This window comes from Cupriavidus sp. SS-3, assembly GCF_035818815.1.
Taxonomy (GTDB): Bacteria; Pseudomonadota; Gammaproteobacteria; order Burkholderiales; family Burkholderiaceae; genus Cupriavidus; species Cupriavidus taiwanensis_C.
Genome location: NZ_JAYLVT010000018.1, coordinates 14,450 through 32,435 on the forward strand (window position 1 = coordinate 14,450; position 17,986 = coordinate 32,435).

Annotated in this window: 14 protein-coding genes and 1 tRNA gene; 8 read left to right on the forward strand and 7 right to left on the reverse strand. The window is 68.3% G+C overall.

Features of this window, described 5'->3' with window-relative positions; translation table 11 throughout:
* Positions 1 to 86 precede the first annotated feature (86 nt).
* Entirely contained in the window at positions 87 to 890 is an 804-nt protein-coding gene (locus tag U9J39_RS22945) for an SDR family NAD(P)-dependent oxidoreductase (protein WP_326348166.1), read from the reverse strand.
* 175 nt (positions 891 to 1,065) lie between these two features.
* On the opposite strand from U9J39_RS22945, the gene U9J39_RS22950 reads away from it, so the two are divergent.
* From U9J39_RS22950 to U9J39_RS22975, 6 genes are all read left to right on the forward strand, one after another.
* Positions 1,066 to 2,016, forward strand: a complete 951-nt coding sequence (locus U9J39_RS22950; protein WP_326348167.1) for a GlxA family transcriptional regulator — start codon at positions 1,066 to 1,068, stop codon at positions 2,014 to 2,016.
* A gap of 136 nt (positions 2,017 to 2,152) precedes the next feature.
* The gene (gene ppk1 / locus U9J39_RS22955) at positions 2,153 to 4,288 is read left to right on the forward strand and encodes a polyphosphate kinase 1 (RefSeq protein ID WP_326348168.1); all 2,136 of its coding nucleotides are present in this window, start codon (positions 2,153 to 2,155) and stop codon (positions 4,286 to 4,288) included.
* Positions 4,289 to 4,336: 48 nt separating this feature from the next.
* Positions 4,337 to 5,233 (forward strand): helix-turn-helix transcriptional regulator, encoded by an 897-nt coding sequence (locus tag U9J39_RS22960; protein WP_326348169.1) that lies wholly within the window; start codon positions 4,337 to 4,339, stop codon positions 5,231 to 5,233.
* Between the two features lie 125 nt (positions 5,234 to 5,358).
* Positions 5,359 to 6,027, forward strand: a complete 669-nt coding sequence (locus U9J39_RS22965; protein ID WP_326348170.1) for a 2Fe-2S iron-sulfur cluster-binding protein — start codon at positions 5,359 to 5,361, stop codon at positions 6,025 to 6,027.
* Positions 6,024 to 7,022: an FAD binding domain-containing protein gene (locus U9J39_RS22970; RefSeq protein ID WP_326348171.1), complete on the forward strand. Its 999-nt coding sequence runs from the start codon at positions 6,024 to 6,026 to the stop codon at positions 7,020 to 7,022. Before U9J39_RS22965 ends, U9J39_RS22970 begins: the two co-directional genes overlap by 4 nt.
* An 81-nt stretch (positions 7,023 to 7,103) precedes the next feature.
* Complete coding sequence (locus tag U9J39_RS22975) at positions 7,104 to 9,383, forward strand: xanthine dehydrogenase family protein molybdopterin-binding subunit (RefSeq protein ID WP_326348172.1); 2,280 nt, start codon at positions 7,104 to 7,106, stop codon at positions 9,381 to 9,383.
* Positions 9,384 to 9,451: 68 nt separating this feature from the next.
* Here U9J39_RS22975 and U9J39_RS22980 read toward each other — a convergent pair whose 3' ends face one another.
* The 6 genes from U9J39_RS22980 to U9J39_RS23005 all read right to left on the reverse strand — a co-directional run bounded on the left by U9J39_RS22980 (position 9,452) and on the right by U9J39_RS23005 (position 15,403).
* Positions 9,452 to 10,321 (reverse strand): phosphodiesterase, encoded by an 870-nt coding sequence (locus tag U9J39_RS22980; RefSeq protein ID WP_326348173.1) that lies wholly within the window; start codon positions 10,319 to 10,321, stop codon positions 9,452 to 9,454.
* Positions 10,318 to 11,403 carry an ABC transporter ATP-binding protein gene (locus tag U9J39_RS22985; RefSeq protein ID WP_326348174.1) on the reverse strand — a complete coding sequence of 362 codons (1,086 nt, stop codon included), beginning with the start codon at positions 11,401 to 11,403 and terminating at the stop codon, positions 10,318 to 10,320. The genes U9J39_RS22980 and U9J39_RS22985 overlap by 4 nt, the downstream gene beginning before the upstream one ends.
* Positions 11,396 to 12,313 (reverse strand): ABC transporter permease, encoded by a 918-nt coding sequence (locus U9J39_RS22990; protein ID WP_326348175.1) that lies wholly within the window; start codon positions 12,311 to 12,313, stop codon positions 11,396 to 11,398. Before U9J39_RS22990 ends, U9J39_RS22985 begins: the two co-directional genes overlap by 8 nt.
* A gap of 8 nt (positions 12,314 to 12,321) precedes the next feature.
* Positions 12,322 to 13,155, reverse strand: a complete 834-nt coding sequence (locus U9J39_RS22995; protein ID WP_062799089.1) for an ABC transporter permease — start codon at positions 13,153 to 13,155, stop codon at positions 12,322 to 12,324.
* 56 nt (positions 13,156 to 13,211) lie between these two features.
* On the reverse strand, positions 13,212 to 14,234 hold the full coding sequence (locus U9J39_RS23000) for an ABC transporter substrate-binding protein (protein ID WP_115709323.1): 1,023 nt from the start codon (positions 14,232 to 14,234) through the stop codon (positions 13,212 to 13,214).
* An 83-nt stretch (positions 14,235 to 14,317) separates the two neighbouring features.
* Positions 14,318 to 15,403, reverse strand: a complete 1,086-nt coding sequence (locus U9J39_RS23005) for a LacI family DNA-binding transcriptional regulator (protein ID WP_326348176.1) — start codon at positions 15,401 to 15,403, stop codon at positions 14,318 to 14,320.
* A 356-nt stretch (positions 15,404 to 15,759) separates the two neighbouring features.
* On the opposite strand from U9J39_RS23005, the gene U9J39_RS23010 reads away from it, so the two are divergent.
* A tRNA-Asp gene (locus U9J39_RS23010) sits at positions 15,760 to 15,836 on the forward strand.
* Positions 15,837 to 15,988: 152 nt separating this feature from the next.
* Positions 15,989 to 17,923 (forward strand): SurA N-terminal domain-containing protein, encoded by a 1,935-nt coding sequence (locus U9J39_RS23015; RefSeq protein WP_326348177.1) that lies wholly within the window; start codon positions 15,989 to 15,991, stop codon positions 17,921 to 17,923.
* Positions 17,924 to 17,986 lie beyond the last annotated feature (63 nt).

Here is a 17,986-nt window from a genome sequence, read left to right on the forward strand (position 1 = left end):
GGCATAAGAATCAGGAGCGGCAGGTTGCCGGAGGCCGCATGTCCAGCGGATATGGCGCGGACGGCGGGCACTCCGGAGGCGGACCCTCACCGCGCAATGCCGTACCGCGCGGCCGGCTGCGAACGCGAAAGATTTGGCCCCAGCGCGGCGCGTGCCGCCTCGAAGGCCTGCCAGTCCCCGGCGTCAGGCAACGACGGCAGCGTGATCACCTCGCCCTGGTCCAGACCCGCCAGTGCCGCATCGACCAGGTCGTCGCCGTCCATCACCAGCGCTTGCGGCAGGTTCTCGACAGGCTGCCCGGCAACGTCCCAGAACGCCGTGCGGGTCGCCCCTGGCAGCACCGCCTGGACGCGTACGCCGTGGCCGGCAAGCTCATGCTGCAGCGACTGGGTAAAGGCCAGCACAAAGGCCTTGGAGCCGCCGTACACGCCGTTCAGCACCTCGGGCGCGATCGCGACGATCGACGCAATATTGATGATCGTGCCCTGGCCCCGCGCCACGAAGGCCGGCGCTGCGGCGTAGGTGAGGCGGGTCAGCGCCGTGACGTTGAGTTCGATCATTGCCTGCATGGTGTCTGCATCCGACGCCAGCAACGGCGACGCCCCACCGAACCCCGCGTTGTTGACCAGCGTGGTGATGCTGGCGTCCGTCCTCAGGATGTTCTCGACATGGCGTAATTCGGCAGCCTGGCCCAGGTCGGCCGTGACGATCTCGACGGAACGCCCGGTCTGGTCGGTGATCCGCCGTGCCAGGGTCTCGAGCCGGCCGCGGTTGCGCGCCACCAGGATCAGGTCATGGCCGCGGCGCGCGAGCCGATCCGCGTAGATGGCGCCGATGCCCGAAGACGCCCCGGTGATCAGGGCGGTGCCAGCGTAGGTATGAGTTGTCACGTTGAAGCTCCATAACAGTGGGAAGGCAGTGAGAAGGTCCGTGGCAGCCGGCGGTGCGTATCGCCGCTGCGTGCATCGAAGATTAGGTGCACAATGGCGATGGCAACAATGTCGTAGATCCCACCTTTTATGCCATGGCTGGAAATGTGCCTTCCGCCGCCACCAGGAGTTCGCCATGCACCATGTGGCCCTAGCCCTCTATCCCGGCTTCCAGGCGCTGAACCTTGCGGTGTCGACGGTGCTCGAGTTCGCCAACCGGGCGCTTGGCGAGCCGCTGTACCAGGTTCACTTGCTGTCCGAACATGGCGGCCCCGTGGCGAGTTCCGGGGGCTTTGCCGTCAGCACCGCGCCCTTTGGCCGGCGTCGCTTCGATACCGTGCTGGTGGTGGGAGACAATGACGTCATGCCCGCGCCGCCGGCGCTGGTGAAGTTCCTGCAGCGCGCGGCGCGCACGTCGCGACGCATCGGCGCCACGTGTACCGGCGCCTTCACCCTGGCCGAGGCGGGCTTGTTGGCCGGCCGCCGTGCCACCACGCACTGGTATTACGCCGAGGAGCTGCGGCGCCGCTTCCCGGACGTCAGCGTGGAAGAGGACCGCATCTTCATCATCGACGGTCCGGTCTGGACCTCGGCCGGAATGTCGGCCTGCATCGACCTCGCGCTGGCACTGGTGGAGAAGGACGCGGGCGCCGCCGTCGCGCGCGGCGTGGCCAAGAGCCTGGTTGTTTACCATCGCCGCGCCGGCGGCCAGTCGCAGTTTTCGGCGCTGCTGGACCTGGAGCCGCGCTCTGATCGCATTCGCGGCGCGCTGGATTTCGCGCGGCAGAACCTGCAGCAGGACCTGTCGGTGGAGCAGCTGGCGAATGCCGCGCACCTCAGCGCCCGCCAGTTCTCGCGCGCATTCCGCGACGAAACCGGGCAAAGCCCGGCCAAAGCCGTGGAGCGCCTGCGCGTGGAGGCGGCGCGGCTGATGATGGAAAGCGGACGCCACCCCATCGACGTGGTGGCCCGGGATACCGGCTTTGGCGATGCCGAGCGCATGCGGCGGGCCTTCCTGCGGGCGTTCGGGCAACCGCCGCAGGCGATCCGCCGCATGGCGCGCGGTGGCGCCTTGCAGACGGCCTAGCTGGTGCAGGCGTCACATTGGCTGGATATGCGTGTTCCGGGGCAGGGCGTCCTTCGCCAACGCCGGAAGCGGAATCGCGCCGGTATGCGCAATACGCCAGCTAGAATCTGAAAACAGCTTCTCTTGGCACGGCATCATGAAACACGAATCCAGCGTTATGCATGACGAGCCGCCGGCCCCGCGCGGGGAGGGCCAGCCGGGCGACCTGGCGGATGCGGCTACGGTGTCCAACGGCAATGCGCTCTATATCAACCGCGAACTCAGCCAGCTGGCGTTCTTTGAGCGGGTCCTGCAACAGGCGGCCGATCCTGCCATGCCGCTGCTCGAGCGCCTGCGTGCGCTGTGCACCTTCAGCAGCAACCTGGATGAGTTCTATGAGATCCGCGTGGCGGGGTTGAAGGAACAGTGCGTGCTGTCGTCGCCGGTGGTCGGCCCGGACGGGCTGACGCCGCAGGCCGTTTTTGCCGCGGTCAACCAGCGCGTGCGCGAGCTGGTCGGTCAACAGTACCGGCTGTTCAATGACGTGCTGATTCCCGCCATGGCCCGGGAGCAGATTTGCTTCTTGCGGCGGCCATCGTGGAATGCCGCGCAGCAAGACTGGATTCGCGAGTTCTTCTTTGCCGAGCTGATGCCGGTCCTGACGCCAATCAGGCTGGACCCTGCGCATCCGTTTCCGCGGGTGCTGAACAAGAGCCTGAACTTCGCCGTGGAGCTCGAGGGCAAGGATGCGTTCGGCCGCAGCTCCGGCAATGCCATCGTGCAGGCGCCCAGGGCGCTGCCGCGCGTGATCGCGCTGCCAGCGCAGGTGGCCGGATGCGAATACGGCTTCGTGTTCCTGTCTTCGATCCTGCATGCCCACGTCGGCGAGCTGTTCAGCGGCATGACGGTGCGCGGCTGCTACCAGTTCCGGGTTACCCGCAACAGCGAGCTGTTTGTCGACGAGGAAGAGGTCAAGAACCTGCGCGAGGCGCTGCAGGGCGAACTGCCGCACCGGCACCTCGGCGATGCGGTGCGGCTCGAGGTGGCCGACAACTGCCCGCGCGCCATGACCGCGTTCCTGCAGGAACAGTTTGGCCTCGCACCCGCCGAGGTGTTCGCGGTCAACGGCCCGGTCAACCTGGTCCGCCTGATGCAGGTGCCGGACCAGGTCGACCGGCCGGACCTGAAATACCCGCCGTTCCGGCCGGCCTTGCCCAAGGCGCTGCGGGACCAGCCCGATGTCTTCCGCGCCATGCGCGATGGCGACATCCTGCTGCACCATCCATTCCAGTCGTTTGCGCCGGTGGTCGATTTCGTCAGGCAGGCGGCGCAGGATCCGGATGTGGTGGCGATCAGCCAGACGGTGTATCGGGCCGGGCATGACTCGGCGCTGCTGTCGTCGCTGATCGAGGCCGCGCGCAACGGCAAGGAGGTCACGGCCGTGGTGGAGCTGATGGCGCGCTTCGACGAAGAGGCCAACATCGGCTGGGCCGGGCAACTCGAGGAAGTGGGGGCGCATGTGGTCTACGGCGTGGTCGGCTTCAAGGCGCACGCCAAGATCCTGATGGTGGTGCGGCGCGAGGACGGAAGGCTCAGGCGCTATGTGCATCTCGGCACCGGCAACTATCATCACGAGACCTCGCGCAGCTATACGGATTTCGGCTTGCTGACCTGCGATGAAGCGCTGACCCAGGACGTGGCTCAGGTCTTCAGCCAGCTGACCGGCCGCGGCCAGACGCAAAGCATGACCCATGTCTGGCAATCGCCGTTTACGCTGAAGCAGCAGCTGCTGGCGGCGATCCGGGGCGAGGCCGAACACGCCCGGGCCGGGCGCAAGGGGCGCATCATCGCCAAGATGAATGCGCTGCTCGAGCCCGAGCTGATCCAGGCGCTGTACGACGCGTCAGGCCAGGGGGTGCGCATCGACCTGATCGTGCGGGGCGCGTGCGCGCTGCGTCCGGGTGTCGCCGGACTGTCCGAGCACATCACGGTGAAATCGGTGATGGGCCGGTTTCTCGAGCACTCGCGCATTTTCTGCTTCCACGACGGCGGCGCCGACAAGGTCATGCTGTCGAGCGGGGAATGGATGGAACGAAGCCTGTCGCGTCGCATCGAAATAAGTTTTCCGGTGCTCGATCCCCGCTTGAAGGAGCGCGTCTTCTCCGAGGGCCTCGAGCCGTACCTGTCCGATCGGTGCGAAGCGTGGATGATGACGCCTGAAGGAAACTATGAGCGCCCGCCCGTGCCGGACGGCGAGTCGGCGCAGCGCATGCTGCTGGCTGCGCTGACCTGAGTGCGCCACTGCCACGTGTCGCCCCCAGTCCCTGCAAAAGGAACGACCATGACCCTGACTCCAGCCATCGGTCAAGGCCGCCTCAAGGCACGCCAGGCCAGGACCGCTGCCGCGTACACGACCTCCATGCTCGACGGCGGCCTGGTGTTCGACCATCGCCACTGGGCCTGCGGCGAGGCGGAGTTTCGCTGGAAGGCGCCGCGCCACCTGATCGTGCTGACCGAGCGCGGCTCGACCGCCCGCACTTGCGTCTACGGCGAAGGTCGCCTGATGCACGACGGGCGCGACCGGCCCGGCACGCTCAGTTTCGTGCCTGCCCACGCGGAACGCAGCGGGCATTTCCGCGACGCCGACCTGGTCTACACGGCGCTGTGGCTCGATCCGGCGCTGGCGCTGCCGGGTTGCGACCGGCTGGCGCAATTGCCGATGCGCATCAACGGCACCGCCGATGCGGTGGTGCAGGCACTGCTGACCTCGCTCAGCGCCGACATGGCCGCTGGCCGCGTGCCCGAAGCGGTCTACCTGGAGCAGCTGGTGTCGCTGGTGGCGCTGCGCCTCGCCGGCGCCGCGCCGGCCGCGCCCGCGCGCCGCGTGCAGGGGCTGGGCCAGCGATTGCTGGCGCGCCTGACCGACTATATCGATGCGCGGCTGGACGCGTCGCTGTCGCTGTGCGACCTGGCCGGCGTCGCGGGCATGCCGGTGGACACCTTCGCACGGCGCTTCAAGGCGGAGACCGGCATGGCCCCGTATGCCTACGTCATCGACCGGCGCGTGCGGCGCGCGCAAGCACTGCTGCGCGGCAGCGCGCTGCCGATCAGTGCCGTGGCGCTCGAACTGGGATTTTCGAGCCAGAGCCATTTCACCTCCACCTTCCAGCGCCTGACCGGCACCACGCCGCGCAGCTATCGGCAGCACTTGCTCCGGGATTCTGATAGTTCCGCCTGATATGTGAAAGAAACGCCCCGCTGGCGCCGACATACTGGCGGTGCCGGCTGTGGCGGCTTCCGCTGGGGAAGTCTGTCGCGCCGCGCGGCAGGGCCAGGCCCTGCCGTCCTCACCAGGAGCAGGCCATGGATCAGGCGGACCATCCGCAAAACCCCGGTCGCCGCGCGGTGCTGCGCGCCAGCGCGGCGAGCGGCATGCTGTTCGCAGTCGGCCCTGCGCCGGCGCAGGGCGCCGCGGGCCCATCCTCAGCCTCGAACGCCGCGCCCGCCGCCGTGCCGCTCCGCCCGCTGACCTTGCGCATCAACGGCGCGGAACATGCGGTGCAACTGGATGTGCGCACGACCCTGCTGGACGCGCTGCGCAACCAGCTCGGCCTGACCGGCACCAAGAAAGGCTGCGACCACGGCCAGTGCGGCGCCTGCACAGTGCTGGTGAACGGCCGCCGCATCAATGCCTGCCTGACGCTGGCGGTGATGCACGATGGCGACGCCATCACCACCATCGAAGGACTGGCGGACGGCGATACGCTGCATCCCCTGCAAACCGCATTTATCGCGCGTGACGCGTTCCAGTGCGGCTACTGCACGCCCGGCCAGATCTGCTCGGCCGTCGGCATGCTGGCCGAGGTGCGTGCCGGCTGGCCCAGCCATGCCAGCCGCGATGTCGCCGCGCGGACGTTCGCGCTCGACGAGGCCGAGGTCCGCGAGCGCATGAGCGGCAACCTGTGCCGCTGCGCGGCCTATCCGAACATCGTCGCCGCGATCCGCGATGCAGCCGACGGAGGCCGGGCATGATGAGCTTCAGCTACGAGCGCGCCGGCAACGCGGCAGAGGCGGCGCAGGCCGTCGCCAGCCGGGACGGCGCCCGCTTTATCGGCGGCGGCACCAACCTGCTCGACCTGATGAAGCTGGGCATCGAGCAGCCGCGCCACCTGGTCGACATCAGCCGGCTGCCGCTCGCCGTGATCGAGGATACCGCGGACGGCGGGCTGCGCATCGGCGCGCAGGTGCGCAACAGCGACCTGGCGGCGGACCCGCGCGTGCGGGCGCGCTATCCGCTGCTGTCGCAGGCGCTGCTGGCGGGCGCATCTGCTCAGATCCGCAACAAGGCGTCGACCGCCGGCAACCTGCTGCAGCGCACGCGCTGCGCCTATTTCTACGATCCGCACATGCCCTGCAACAAGCGCACGCCCGGCAGCGGCTGCGCGGCGATGCAGGGCCACAACCGCATGAACGCCATCCTGGGCGGCAGCGAAGCCTGCATCGCCGTGCATCCGTCCGACATGGCGGTGGCGATGGCGGCGCTGGACGCGCGCGTGCATACCGTGTTGCCGCAGGGCGGCGGGCGCGTCATCCCGGTGCGCGAGTTGCACCGGCTGCCGGGCGCGACGCCGCACCTCGAGACCCAGCTCGCGCACGGCGAGATGATCGCCGCGGTCACGCTGCCGCCCCCGCCGGCTGGCCGCCAGCTTTACCGCAAGGTGCGCGACCGTGCCTCGTATGCGTTTGCGCTGGTGTCGGTGGCGCTGGTGCTCGATGTGGCCGGCGGCCAGGTGCGCGGCGCCCGCATCGCGCTGGGCGGCGTGGCGCCGCGCCCATGGCGGGCCGACGGCGCCGAGCAGTCACTGCGCGGCAGGGCGGCGGATGCCGCCAGCTGGCAGGCCGCAGCCGACGCGGCGCTCGCGGGCGCGCGCGGCCATGGCGGCAACGATTTCAAGATTCCGCTGGCGCTACGCACGGTGCGGCAGGCATTGGCCGCCGCGGCGCAGGGCGTTCCGCAGCGGACCTGACACGGACTGGTGCCCGGGTGCGCGGCTGGATCGGGCCGCCGACCGCTTGCCGCCACGGGCACATGGCGACGGACACGAACCATGACGACAAAGATGCAGGGTAATGCGGGCCGGGGGCCGGGCGCTCCGGTGGGCCTGCCCATCGACCGGGTCGACGGCAGGCTGAAGGTGACGGGCCGCGCCACCTATGCCTATGAACAGCCCGCGGCAGGGCCGGTGCCGCCGGCTTACGGCTATATCGTGGGCGCCACCATCGCGCGCGGCCGCATCGTTGCCATCGATACCCGGCAGGCGCGGCAGGCGCCGGGGGTGATCCATGTGATGACGTATCGGAACGCGCCGGCGCAGCCGGCCTTCGGGCCATCGGTGCCACCCACGCCGCGCGACGTGTTCACGCGCGCGCGGCCCTACCTGGCATCGGACCGCGTGTGCTATTACGACGAGCCGGTGGCGCTGGTGGTAGCCGAGAGCTTCGAGGCGGCGCGCGCCGCCGCCGCGCTGGTGCAGGTGCGCTACCAGGCCGAGCGCGGCGAATTCGAACTGGCGCCGCGGCTGGCCGGGGCCTACAAGCCCCCGCGCACCAATGCCGGATTCACGCCCGACAGCGCGACCGGGGATTTTGCCAGCGCGTTCTCCGAGGCAGCGGTGGCGCTCGACGTGACCTATGCCACGCCGTACCAGAGCCACAACCCGATGGAGCCGCACGCCACCATGGCGGTATGGTCGGATGCGGGGCTGACCGTCTACACCGGGTCGCAGACGCTGGGCAACTTCCAGGCGGGCCTGGCCGCCACGCTGCGCATCCCGCCGGAACGGGTGCGCATCGTCAGCCCCTTCACCGGCGGCGGCTTCGGCGCCAAGCTGATCGTCCATGCCGACACCGTGCTGGCCGCGCTGGCGGCGCGCGAACTGCGGCGGCCGGTCAAGATCGCGCTGACGCGCCAGCAGATGTATGCGAACGCCGGCCATCGCGCGGCCATGTCGCATCGCGTGCGCCTGGGCGCGGACCGGGACGGAAGGCTGTCGGCAATGGGCTATGAGGTCTGGTCGGCCACCTGCCGGTTCGAGGAGTATTGCGAGCAGACCGCGGTGTTCGCGCGCGCGCTGTACGCCGCGCCCCACCGCGCGACGCGGCACCGGCTGGTACCGGTCGACCTGAACCGCGGCGAATGGATGCGTTCGCCCGGCGAGGCGCCGGGCATGCAGGCTTTCGAGTGCGCCATGGATGAGCTGGCCGAGCGCCTGGGGCTCGACCCGATCGAACTGCGCGTGCGCAACGAGCCCGAGCGCGAGCCCGAGACCGGCCTGCCGTACTCGACCCGCAACCTGGTGGACTGCATGCGCACCGGCGCCGCGCGCTTCGGCTGGCAGCACCGCCGCGCCGCGCCCCGCAGCGTGCGCGAAGGACGCTGGCTGGTCGGCATGGGCATGGCCGCGGCGATACGGCCGAACTACCTCGGCGCCGCGGCGGCACAGGTCGCCATGGACAGCCGCGGGCGCGTCACGGTGCGGCTTGACATGACCGACATCGGCACCGGCACCTACACCATCCTGACGCAGATCGCCGCCGAGAGCCTGGGCGTGCCGCTGAACTGGGTGCGGGTCGAACTGGGCGACAGCGGCTTCCCGCGCACGGCGGGCTCCGGCGGATCCTGGGGCGCGGCCAGCGCGGGTTCCGCGGTGGCCGACGCCTGCACCCAACTGAAGGCCCGCATCGTGGCCGCCGCAAGCGGGGCGCACCAGGCCGCGCCCGCGGCGGTGCGCTTCGCCGATGGCAGCGTCACCCTCGGCGCGCAAACGCATCGGCTGGACGACCTGATGGCAAGCGTCGCGCCCGGCGGGCTGCAGGCGCAAGGCCAGGTGGCCGGCATGGGCGAAGCGTACAAGGCGCATTCGCACCACGCCTATGGCGCGCATTTCGCCGAAGTCGCGGTCGACGCCGATACCGGCGAGATCCGCATGCGGCGCATGCTGGCGGTGATCGGCGCCGGCCGCATCCTCAACCCCAAGACCGCGCGCTCGCAGATCCTGGGCGGCATGACCTGGGGCATCGGCGCCGCGCTGATGGAACAGACCCTGCTGGATCCGCGCTACGGCAGCTTTATCAACCACGACCTGGCCGAGTACCTGGTGCCGGTCAACGGCGACGTGGCGCAGATGGAGGTGGTGTTCCTGGACCAACCCGACCCGAACGCCAACCCGTTGGGCATCAAGGGGCTGGGCGAACTGGGCGTGTGCGGCGCGGGGGCGGCGGTGGCCAACGCGGTCTACAACGCCACCGGGGTGCGGGTGCGGGAATTTCCGGTGACGCTGGACAAGGTGCTGGCGGGGATGGAGGCGGCGCAGCGGCTGGCCTTGTGAGGCCGCTCACTGGGCACTGCGGCAAGTATTTTTCCTGGCCGCTGCGCAGGGTTGTACAAGCTATTGCCTCAGTCGATCAGCTTCCCCTGTGCATCGAAGAACGGATACGCAGGTCCGTGGTCCCCGATTGCAACGGCATGGGTGACCAGTCCGTGCACGGGATGCCACCAGTGCAGCAGCAGGCCCGGCGGCTCCATCCGGAAGCGCGAAGCCGCCTGCGGGTCGAGGTCCAGCGCGACCTGGTGCGCCGGGCCGGGCGCGGTCATGGCGATGGTGCCGCCGAAGCGCCGCGTGATATGCCGATGCAGATGGCCGCACAGCACTCGCTCGATCTGTGGATGGCGCCGCACCACGGCTTCGAGCAGCGCGGCGTTCTCCAGGCCCTGCCGGTCCATATGGCCGATGCCGGTGTGGAAAGGCGGGTGATGCAGCATCAGCAGGGTGGGACGCTGCGGGGCGGCGGCCAGCGCGGCTTCCAGCCATGGCAGCGCATCCGGGTCCACGCGCCCGCCGCTATGGCCGGGGACGGTGCAGTCGAAGGCGATCAGCGTCAAGGGCCCCGCGTCGATGCGGTAATGGACCGGGGCGTCGGCATCGCCCGCGGCGAACAGATAGGCGTGATCGGCGTGATCTGCGAATACGCGGCGCAGTGCGCCGCGGCTGTCGTGATTGCCCGGCATCAGCCGCACCGGCATCGGCAAGGATTCAAGGATCCCTCGCAGAAAGCGATATTCATCCTCGCTGCCGAAGTCGACCAGGTCGCCGGTCACCACCGCAACGTCTGGGCGCTGAGGCAACGCCAGCAGCGTGTCGATGCACTGGCGCAGGGCGCCCGCGGTATCCACGCGCCGGTAGGAAAGCCTGCCGCCCGCCTTGATATGCAGGTCCGTGATGTGGGCGACCAGGTAGGGCGTGGCCTGGGGGGCGCTCTGCATCATGCCGCGCTCCCTACTGACACGGAGGGCGCAGCAGGCACCGTCAACAGATGGCCGGTATCGATGCGCAGGCCAACGCGGTCGCCGGCTACCCAGCGGTCGCGTCGCGCGGTATCGAGCACGATCGGGGCAGGTGCGCCAACATCGACCAGCAGCCGGGTTGCATGGCCAAGGAACAGGGCCGTGACGACACTGCCGGCCACATGGACGTCGGGCGCATTGGGTGCGTCGGCCAGCGCTACGTCCTCGGGCCGGAACATCAGCTCCACCTGCGCCACCTCCATGTGCCGCGGCTCACGCGGCAATGCGCCACCAGGCACGCGCCATACCTGGTGATCCGCAGCCGCCGGCAAGCGATTCATCGTGCCGATGAAGTCCGCGACGAAAGCATTGGCCGGATGCCGGTAGATGTCCTGCGGCGTGCCGCTTTGCGCGATGTGCCCCTTGTCCATCACGATGATCCGGTCGCCAAGCGCCATCGCCTCGGCCTGGTCGTGCGTGACATACACGGTGGTGATGCGCAGGCTGCGCAGCAGCTGGTTGATGTCGGCGCGCAGCGCATCACGCAGCTTGGCATCGAGCGCCGTCAGCGGCTCGTCCAGCAGCAGCACACGCGGCTGCACGGCGATGGCGCGCGCCAGCGCCACGCGCTGGCGCTGGCCCCCGGACAGCTGGTCGACGCGCCGGTTGGCGAAGGCGCCCAGCTGCATCATGGCGAGCATGTCGTCGACCCGACGCCGGCGGGTCTGGGCGTCGACCTTGCGCACGCGCAGGCCATAGCCGATATTCTCGGCCACGGTCATATTGGGGAACAGGGCATAGTTCTGGAACACCATGCCGACGCCGCGCTGCTCGATCGGCAGATGCGTGACCGCTGCGCCGCCGAACAGGACCTCTCCGCCCGTATCGGGAAATTCCAGCCCCGCGATCATCCGCAGCGTGGTGGTCTTGCCGCAGCCGGACGGACCGAGCAGCACGACAGTTTCTCCGGCACCGATGTCCAGATCCAGTGGCTCGAGCGCGCGCGTGCCGTCGGGAAACGTCTTGCCGCATTGACGCAGGGCGATGGGGGTGGGCTCATGCATGGCGGGGGGCCTCCGTCTGTGGCTGGGACTGCGGGGTGCTGTCCGGTCCGGCTGGCGAGTTATGCGAGCTGGTGACCGTGGCGAGTGGCATGGGCGTGTCCTGTACCGGATGTCGTTGGGCCCGCGCACCCAGCGCGGACACCATTTGCATGATCACCAGCAGCGGAATGATCATCAGGAAAAACACGATGGTGTAGGCAGAGCCGATCTCCAGGCGCATCGAGGCATAGCTGTCGGCGAGTCCGACCGGAAGCGTCTGCGTGGTGGGCGTATGGAGCATCCATGTCAGGTTGAATTCGCCGACCGACAGCGTCACGACCATCAGCGCGCCGGCGAGTATCCCTTGCCGGCAATTGGGCAGCACCACGGTGAAAAAACGCTGCATGCGTGTCGCACCGAGGCTGGCGGCGGCGTCCTCGAGCGTGCGGATATCGATGGCGGACATGATGGCCAGCACCGAGCGCACCATGAAGGGCAAGGTGAACAGCACATGCCCGATCAGGATGAAGATCCAACTGGTGCGCAGCCATGGCAGGCCCCCATACAGCAGGATCAGGCCGAGTGCCGTCGCAAGTCCGGGGATCGCCACCGGCAACATCAGCAATTCTTCGATCAGCCGGGTCACGCGGCTGCGGCGCAGCGCCATGTAATAGGCGGCCGGAACGCCGAGCACCAGCGTGCAGGCCAGGCACGCCAGCGCGATCCATAGCGACAGGAAGATGGTGTTGCGGTACAGGGCCCACACTTCCTCGACCCAGCGCGTGGTCAGGCCGCTCTGCAGCCCGACGAAGATATTGTTGGTGAGTCCGGCCAGCACCGACAGCGCCACGGGGACGGTCATGAACGCGCAAACGGCGAGCGTCAGCGCGAGTTGCGCCCAATAGGCGGAGCCGCGACGGTTGGTCTTCATGCTTGCTCCTACGCGGTGGCGGCAACCGCGTTGCCGGAAAGATGACGCGCCACCGCCAGCAGCGCCCAGGTCACGACCCCGAGCAGGATGGACAGTGCGGCGGCCATGCCGAAGTTGGCGTAGTTGGTGAACTCGTTGTAGATGGTGAGCGGCAGCACATCGAGTTGCGTGGCAAGGGTGAAGGCGGTGCCGAACGCGCCCATGCTGGTGGCGAAGCAGATCGCGCCGCTGGAGATCAGTGCGGGCATCAGCGCCGGCAGCATCACGTCGCGCACCACGCGCCACCGGCCGGCGCCCAGTGAGCGGGCCGCTTCCTCCAGCGAGGCGTCGAGTTTTTCGACCGCCGCCATCACGGTCAGGATCACGCGTGGAATGGAGAAATACAGGTAGCCGACAAACAACCCGGCCATGCCATAAGCAAAGGTCCAGCGCTCGCCGGCGAGCAGGTCGCCCACCGATGCGAGCAGGCCGTTGCGGCCGCCCAGCATGATGACCATGAACCCGATCACCACGCCGGGAAAGGCCAGCGGAAAGGTCAGCATGGCGACCAGCACCGGCTTGCCCGGCACCGGATGCCGCTGCAGGAAGGTCCCCGCCACGCCCGCGATTGCCAGCGTGGCCAGCGTCACCGAGGCCGACAACAGCACCGTGGACAGCAGGCTGTGCAGATAGCGCGGGCTGGACAGCACGGTCCAGTAGACTCCCGCGCCATTTTCCCCCGCCACGCTGACCGCCAGCAATTTGGCCATCGGCAGGCAGAAGAATGCCAGGAAAACGATCAGCGCCGGCAGCGCGAAGACGATCAGCGTGCGGGCGGTTGGCGCAGTGGTGCGACGGCGCATGGGTTTCTCCATCTCGAGGGGGACTGGCCGGGGCCGACGCGCGCCCCGGCGCGACGTCAGCGCACTTCCTTCAGGTACTGGTCGCTGAAGGCCTTTTGCGCTTCGGCCATCTTGCCGTAGTCGATGGTCTTCGCACGCGCATAGTCCGAGGCCGGCAGGAAGCGCGATTCCACTTCCCTGGACACGGCCTTGGCCCGTACCGGGCGCAGATAGGCATTGGCCCACAGCGACTGGCCGGCGTCGGACAGCACGAAGTCCAGCACCTTGCGGGCTTCCGCCGGGTGCGGTGCCTTGTTGACCATGCTCATGACGTAGGGCACCACCAGCGAGCCCTCCCGGGGAATCACGAAGGCAACGTTGGCGCGATCCTTGTAGCGCGCGCGATAGGCGTTGAAGTCGTAGTCCAGCAGGATCGGGATTTCACCGGACAGCACGCGCGCGTACGCGGTCTGCTTCGGCACGATGGGCTGGTTCTTCTGCAGGTCCTTGAAGAACTTGAGGGCCGGGCCGAAGTTGTCCAGCGAGCCGCCCAGCGCCTGGTTGATCGCCACCGCGCCCACATAGCCGACAAAGGCGCTGGCCGGGTCGAGATAGCCAACCATGCCCTTGTACTCGGGCTTCTGCAGGTCGGCCCATGACTGCGGCACCGGTTTGCCGCGCAACGCGTCGACATTGACCATCAGGCCCAGCGTGCCCGAATGGATGGCAAACCAGTGGCCCTGCGGGTCCTTCAGGCCGTCGGGGATGTCATTCCAGTTGGCGGGCTTGTAGGGTGCCGTCACGCCTTCCTTCTGCGCCTGGATGCCGAACGTCACGCCGTAATACACCACGTCGGCCACCGGATTGGCCTTTTCCGCGACGATCTGGGCCAGTGACTGGCCCGAGTTCTTGTTGTCGTGCGGCACCGTGACGCCGGTCTTCTCCTTGATCGCGCGGATCTGCGCTGCCCAGTCCGCCCATTCCGGCGGGCAGTTGTAGCAGATTGCCGTTTGCGCGGCCGCGGCGTGGCTGAATACGACCGCGCCAACCGTGGGCAGCAGCCAGCGCAAGCGGCGCAGCCAGGACGAAGTCGATTGCATGATGCACTCCTTTTCTAGATACGACGGTGGTGGAAAACGGCGTAGGACGAGGCGATGTCGGCGCTGCTTTGGTTGCAGTGCCGCTAAGCCGGCGGCCCGACGGTAGCGCCTTCGCGCAGCGCGTGCGGCAGCAGCGTCGCGCGCGGCAAGCGGGGGTCAGGCGCGGCCCCGGCGCTGGCCGGCGCCAGCCGTGCCAGCAGGCAGCCCAGCGCACGCGCACCGATCTCGTGGTTGGGCTGCGCCACGGTGGACAGCGGCGGCTCCAGCAACTGGCCGAGCTCGATGCCGTCGTAGCCGAGCACGGATACATCGCCGGGCACGGACAGTCCCAGGCGCCTCAGGATGGAAATCACACCGATCGCCAGCATGTCGTTGGTGCAAAACAGCGCGGTGGGCGCGGATGGCGCTGTGACGAACCGCCGGATGCGCTCGACCTCCGCCGGCGTGTGCGTGGGCGTATGGGCTGGCAGGGACAGCGGCGGCAACGATTGCAGGCCATGCGCGCGCATCGCGTCCTGGTAGCCCATATGGCGCTGCCTGGCGCGGTCCGACGCGACGAAGGCGCCCGACACCACCGAAATGCGCCGATGCCCGGCAGCGATCAGCGTCTCGACGCCGGCGCGCGCGCTGACGCGGTTGTCCACCGATACCGAATAGCGTTGGCCCCGGCGCGCTGCCTGGTTGTAGGCCAGGACATAAGGCACGCCTTCGGCATCCAGCTGTTCCAGCACCGCGCTGCGGGCGGCATCGGCCACCGTCAGCACCATGCCGTCGACGCGGTGACGCAGCAGATATTCGATCCGCTCGCGTTCGCGGGCCGGGTCGTAGCGGCTGGTCACCAGCATCAGCGAATAGCCTTGCGCCAGCGCCGCCTCCTCGATGCCGCGCCAGCATTCGGCAAACACGGCATTCTCGAGCGTCGGCAGCATGACCCCGACGATGCGCGAGCGCTGGGCTCGCAGCTTGGCACCCAGCAGGTTGGGGCGAAAGCCTAGCTCACCCGCCGCCTGCAATACGCGCTCGGCGGTCTCCTGGCGCACCAGCTCCGGATTGCTGAACACGCGCGAGGCGGTCGCCAGCGACACGCCCGCGGCCCTGGCGACATTGACCAGGGTCGCGCCATTGGATGGCGCGGGCGAAGCGGCGAGGGAGGTGGCGTTGCGGCGCATTCGGCAGGTGAGTGCAGGAGTCGGTGCAGAAGAAATGAAAACGTTTTCATTCAAGCCGCAAAAAAACGGGTGTCAAGGACAACCGTTGGTGCGGTGCGCCGCAAGACAAGCGGCGGGGCCATGCGAGTGGCCTGGAAGGCCGGATGAAGGCGATTGTGCGGGGCGCAAGTGACAGCGGGATGACACGAGGGGCGAGGGACCCTCCATGGATCCGTCGCTTGATTGGTTGGGGCCGATGGCACGAGGGGCCAAATTTAAACGTGCCCCGTATTGCGCTGGTCCGGGAACATACGTTATAGTTTCGCCTCTCTGCTGCGGCGCTGGTACGAAAGTACGCTGCAGCAGGTACCGACACAGGAGTGGTAGTTCAGTCGGTTAGAATACCGGCCTGTCACGCCGGGGGTCGCGGGTTCGAGTCCCGTCCACTCCGCCAGTATCAAGAAACGCCCGCATTGCGGGCGTTTTTCATTTGCGCCATGGCTTCGCTCCGCCATGTTCGCCACCCTGCACAAAGGGCGCTTGCCCACCGGCTCCTGATAGAATCGCGGAGTTTGTCTTTCGTGCCAATCCACTACCCGAATCCGCATGCTTGATTTCGTACGCAACAACCGGCGCCTGATGCTCTTGCTGCTGCTGGTGCTTGTTTTCCCGTCGTTCGTGTTCTTCGGCGTGGAAAGCTATTCGCGCTTCATGGACAGCTCGCACGATGCCGCCAAGGTCGACGGCCGTGCCATCAGCGTGCAGGAGGTCGACAACGTGGTGCGCGACCAGAGCGAGCGCGCGCGCCAGATCCTGGGCGCCAACTATGATCCGCGCCAGTTCGAGGGCCCGGAGGCACGCAAGGCCGTGCTCGAGCAACTGATCCAGCAACGCGTGCTGGCCAATGCGGTGACCAGCGAGCACCTGACGGTGTCGGACGCCAGGCTGCTCGAAGAGATCAGCAACCTGCCGGCGATCGCGCAGCTGCCGCGCGGCAAGGACGGCAAGATCGACGACAAGGCTTACCTGCAGCTGCTGCAGTCGCAGGGCATGACACCCGAGCAGTTCGATGCGCGCATGCGCTTCGAGCTGGCCACGCAGCAGCTGGGCGGGTCGATTGCCGCGACCGCGTTCGTGCCGAAGTCGCTGATCGAGCGCCTGATGGCGGTGCGCGACCAGCAGCGCGAGGTGCAGGCGCTGCTGTTCAAGCCTGCCGGCTACACGGCCAAGGTGCAGCCCGACGCCGCCGCGCTGAAGGCCTACTATGACAGCCACCAGCAGGACTTCTCGGTGCCCGAGCAGGCCAAGGTCGAATACCTGGTGCTGTCGGGCGAGGCCCTGGCCGCGTCGCAGGCGGTGACGCCGGAAGAGCTGAAGTCGTACTACGAAAGCAATATCGCGCGCTTCCGCGTCGACGAGCAGCGCCGCGCCAGCCACATCCTGATCAGCGCGCCGAAGGACGCGCCGCCGGCGCAGCGCCAGGCCGCCAAGGACAAGGCGACCAAGCTGCTGGAAGAAGTGCGCAAGCAGCCGGACAGCTTCGCCGACGTCGCGCGCAAGAACTCGCAGGACCCGGGTTCGGCCGCGAAGGGCGGCGACCTCGGCTTCATGGGCCGCGGCGCGCTGGTCAAGCCGTTCGAGGACGCCATGTACGCGCTCAAGGAAGGCCAGATCAGCGACGTGGTCGAGACCGACTTCGGCTACCACATCATCAAGCTGACCGGCACCAAGCCCGCCGAAACCAGGCCGCTGGAGGCCGTGCGCACGGAGCTGGAAGCCGAGCTGCGCAAGCAGTTCGCTGACAAGAAATTTGCCGAGCAGGCGGATGCCTTCGGCAATACCGTCTACGAGCAGGCCGACAGCCTCAAGCCCGCCGCCGACAAGTTCAAGCTGACCATCCAGACCGCCGACAACGTCACGCGCCAGCCGAATCCGGCGCTGGGCGCGCAGAGCCCGCTGAACCACGAGAAGCTGCTCAAGGCACTGTTCAGCGACGACGCGATCAAGAACAAGCGCAACACCGAAGCCGTGCAGGTCGCGCCGAACACGCTGGTGGCCGCGCGCATCGTCGCGTACCGCCCGGCGACCGTGCGCAAGTTCGAGGAAGTCGAAGCGCAGGTGCGCGAAGGCTATGTCGCGCAGCAGGCCGCGGCGCTGGCGCGCAAGGATGGCGAGGCGCGACTGGCCGCGCTGAAGCAGGCCGACAGTGCCGAGGGTTTCGGCGCGGTGCAGACGGTGTCGCGCACCAAGGCCGAGGGCATGACGCCGCAGGCGGTGGAAGCCGTAATGCGCGCCGATGCCGCCAAGCTGCCGGCGCTGGTCGGTGTCGACCTGGGCGCGCAGGGCTATGCGGTCTATCGCATCACCAAGGTCAGCCAGCCGCCGCAGGCCGATCCGGCCCGCCGCCAGGCCGAGGCACAGCAGCTGGCGCAGCTGGCCGGCCAGACCGACCTGCAGGCCTTCTATGAAAGCCTGAAGGCCCGCTCCAAGGTCAAGCTGCTGACGCCGGCCGGCGCGACGCAGGAGCAGGGCGCGGAGTGATCCGCGCCAGGCCGGCGCTACGCCGCCACGCCTGAATCAAAAACCCCTGCCATGCGGCAGGAG

What these genes read in the sequence shown, in the direction of transcription:
- U9J39_RS22950 (WP_326348167.1), top strand. Translation starts at nt 1,066, where the DNA reads ATGCACCATGTGGCCCTAGCCCTCTATCCCGGCTTCCAGGCGCTGAAC.
- ppk1 (WP_326348168.1), top strand. Translation starts at nt 2,153, where the DNA reads ATGAAACACGAATCCAGCGTTATGCATGACGAGCCGCCGGCCCCGCGC.
- U9J39_RS22960 (WP_326348169.1), top strand. Translation starts at nt 4,337, where the DNA reads ATGACCCTGACTCCAGCCATCGGTCAAGGCCGCCTCAAGGCACGCCAG.
- U9J39_RS22965 (WP_326348170.1), top strand. Translation starts at nt 5,359, where the DNA reads ATGGATCAGGCGGACCATCCGCAAAACCCCGGTCGCCGCGCGGTGCTG.
- U9J39_RS22970 (WP_326348171.1), top strand. Translation starts at nt 6,024, where the DNA reads ATGATGAGCTTCAGCTACGAGCGCGCCGGCAACGCGGCAGAGGCGGCG.
- U9J39_RS22975 (WP_326348172.1), top strand. Translation starts at nt 7,104, where the DNA reads ATGACGACAAAGATGCAGGGTAATGCGGGCCGGGGGCCGGGCGCTCCG.
- U9J39_RS22980 (WP_326348173.1), bottom strand. Translation starts at nt 10,321, where the DNA reads ATGATGCAGAGCGCCCCCCAGGCCACGCCCTACCTGGTCGCCCACATC.
- U9J39_RS22985 (WP_326348174.1), bottom strand. Translation starts at nt 11,403, where the DNA reads ATGCATGAGCCCACCCCCATCGCCCTGCGTCAATGCGGCAAGACGTTT.
- U9J39_RS22990 (WP_326348175.1), bottom strand. Translation starts at nt 12,313, where the DNA reads ATGAAGACCAACCGTCGCGGCTCCGCCTATTGGGCGCAACTCGCGCTG.
- U9J39_RS22995 (WP_062799089.1), bottom strand. Translation starts at nt 13,155, where the DNA reads ATGCGCCGTCGCACCACTGCGCCAACCGCCCGCACGCTGATCGTCTTC.
- U9J39_RS23000 (WP_115709323.1), bottom strand. Translation starts at nt 14,234, where the DNA reads ATGCAATCGACTTCGTCCTGGCTGCGCCGCTTGCGCTGGCTGCTGCCC.
- U9J39_RS23005 (WP_326348176.1), bottom strand. Translation starts at nt 15,403, where the DNA reads ATGCGCCGCAACGCCACCTCCCTCGCCGCTTCGCCCGCGCCATCCAAT.
- U9J39_RS23015 (WP_326348177.1), top strand. Translation starts at nt 15,989, where the DNA reads ATGCTTGATTTCGTACGCAACAACCGGCGCCTGATGCTCTTGCTGCTG.